3 protein-coding genes are annotated in these 2012 nt (G+C 42.4%); 2 read left to right on the top strand and 1 reads right to left on the bottom strand.

Annotated features, from left to right (window positions below; genetic code table 11):
* Positions 1 to 431: 431 nt before the first annotated feature.
* On the bottom strand, positions 432 to 605 hold the full coding sequence (locus VB077_RS16250; RefSeq protein ID WP_323416306.1) for a hypothetical protein: 174 nt from the start codon (positions 603 to 605) through the stop codon (positions 432 to 434).
* Between the two features lie 376 nt (positions 606 to 981).
* On the opposite strand from VB077_RS16250, the gene VB077_RS16245 reads away from it, so the two are divergent.
* Positions 982 to 1242 carry an AbrB family transcriptional regulator gene (locus tag VB077_RS16245; protein ID WP_323416305.1) on the top strand — a complete coding sequence of 87 codons (261 nt, stop codon included), beginning with the start codon at positions 982 to 984 and terminating at the stop codon, positions 1240 to 1242.
* A complete protein-coding gene (locus VB077_RS16240; protein ID WP_323416304.1) occupies positions 1242 to 1655 on the top strand; it encodes a type II toxin-antitoxin system death-on-curing family toxin in 414 nt (137 codons plus the stop codon). Before VB077_RS16245 ends, VB077_RS16240 begins: the two co-directional genes overlap by 1 nt.
* Positions 1656 to 2012: the final 357 nt, after the last annotated feature.

Raw genomic sequence — 2012 nt, 5'->3', positions numbered from 1 at the left:
CCACTGGACACTTTCGTCATGTTCCCGCCCCGCTGATGCAAGAGCAGTTTTCGCCGAGTTTGCTGACTGCTCGCTTAAAGCCTCCGCATCTGTACCCGCAACTCACCAGGCTGCTTCACGGGTCCCTTGCATGATATTCTTTCACGACCCGAGGGACAGCGTGGTACATTTTGTACCACTAGCTGCTATGCATGCAAAAGGGAGGTAGGGACTAAAGCGAGCAGCTAGCGGAGCATGGGCGGCGACTGCCCCTAGGCAGGGGGTTGAGTGAAGGCTTTAGATCATTTATTCCGTAGAGCTTCTCGATCTGGGAATGACGGTCTAAGACAGTGATCATGGTCACCTATGTTTCTTAATAAGCAGACTTTCACGTCTTTCTCATCGGTAACCCATGCGAAGGTGAATCGGATGGACATGTTAAGACTTGCTTCCTATATATTATCTGTACCCTGAATTCGTTTAGCCCTTAACGATGGATGCTGCCAATCAACTTCAAATTGAATGATTTTATCACTAAAAAGCAGTTTGATTTCTCTTGGTAATTTTTTAAAAGTCCGTTCAAAACGAGGAGACCATTCAAAAACGAACGAATCTTCATTCCCCATCTTTCATGAGCTCCTCCATGAGTTCTTTGGCTAAGTTTGCGCGTCTAGTTAGCCCCGCATCAATCTCATCTTGAGCTTCTCGTTCCCCAGCTTGCCTTTGTTAGGTTTTGTTTATTTTCAGTTTTTACGACGATGAAATTATGCCACAGATCAAACAGAAGCAATTGAAATGCTTCCAAAGAATTTAAACCCCCCTGCAAAATTTGCACCCGACAAAAGAAACTATAACAAAAGACAAGTTTCAAAAATTATTATTGTTACGCTTCACTTAAAATAAAAACAGAAAGAAAGCCTTATAAGTTTTCTTGCTTGATCCTAAAAAGAAATGTATAATTGTTATAACATTAGAACATATTATGAAAGGGGATGCATAGAAATGAGTGTGGTGATAAAGGGAATGGAAAGAAAGGTAACTAAAATCGGAAATAGTCTAGGGGTTACTATGACGGAAGCTTTAAAACAGCTTGGTATTAATAACGGGGATACAGTCAAAATCGATGTTCGTGATGATGAAATTGTTATTAAGAAAAGTCAGTATGTGGCGTTACCGGAAGGCATCAGCTCAGACTTTCTAAATACCCTTAATGAAGTAATTCATGAGTATGATGAAACATTGAAAGGACTTAAGGATCGCTGATGGATATTCACTATCTGACTGTACAGGAAATTATTGCGATTAATATTGCAATGATTCAAAAATATAGCCCAAGTGAGCAAATTGGTGTTCTAAATCAGTCACTTTTAGAGTCTGCGGTATATAGGCCCCAACAATCTACTTTTGGCGAGGATGCCTATCCTACAATTATAGAAAAAGCAGCCGCTTTGTTTGAATCGCTTGGCCAAAATCATCCATTCCAAAATGCCAATAAACGAACAGCGTTTACTGCAATGGTAGTGTTCTTGAGATATAATGGGTATTTATTTAAAATGGACACTAAAAAAGCCGGAGATTTTACAGTTGCTATGGTTGAGCATGAGTACAGTTTTGAAAAACTAGCAGTTATTATTAAAGAGCATACAATAAAACCGGTTCCTATTTCTAAAGAATAATAGAACCGGTTTAAATTTTAACCTTGTCCGGAAAGAAGTCTCCTACCTCTTTCGGTGCAGTAAGCATATTAGCAGACAAAAATGGGTTGTGTCAGCCCTCTTCCGTGAGGAAAATCTACGAAAGATTTGATAGCCTTTGGGCTGTATGAATGAGGGTTTTGCATGAATGGGTCTGGGGCGAGTTGCGAGTACAGCTGCTCCGGTCACGGCGCCCGCAGAGCAAACTAACGGCTCAAACTGCCGGATGAAAGTAGGCGGGGTTCGGCGCCGGAATCGGCTCGCAGAGTGCTACGCCGTCCATGGCGCACTCTGCACTAGGCACGTCCTGTGCCGTCGCTGCCTCTGTCGGCGCCCGGG

Origin of the sequence: Desulfitobacterium sp. (assembly GCF_034927245.1) — a bacterium.
In the GTDB taxonomy this organism is placed as follows: domain Bacteria; phylum Bacillota; class Desulfitobacteriia; order Desulfitobacteriales; family Desulfitobacteriaceae; genus Desulfitobacterium_A.
The sequence above is the reverse complement of the archived record's forward strand: the minus strand, read 5'-3'. Positions and strand labels throughout refer to the sequence as shown.

Excerpts from the sequence above, each read along its gene's own strand:
- VB077_RS16250 (WP_323416306.1), bottom strand. The coding sequence starts at position 605 with ATGGGGAATGAAGATTCGTTCGTTTTTGAATGGTCTCCTCGTTTTGAA.
- VB077_RS16245 (WP_323416305.1), top strand. The coding sequence starts at position 982 with ATGAGTGTGGTGATAAAGGGAATGGAAAGAAAGGTAACTAAAATCGGA.
- VB077_RS16240 (WP_323416304.1), top strand. The coding sequence starts at position 1,242 with ATGGATATTCACTATCTGACTGTACAGGAAATTATTGCGATTAATATT.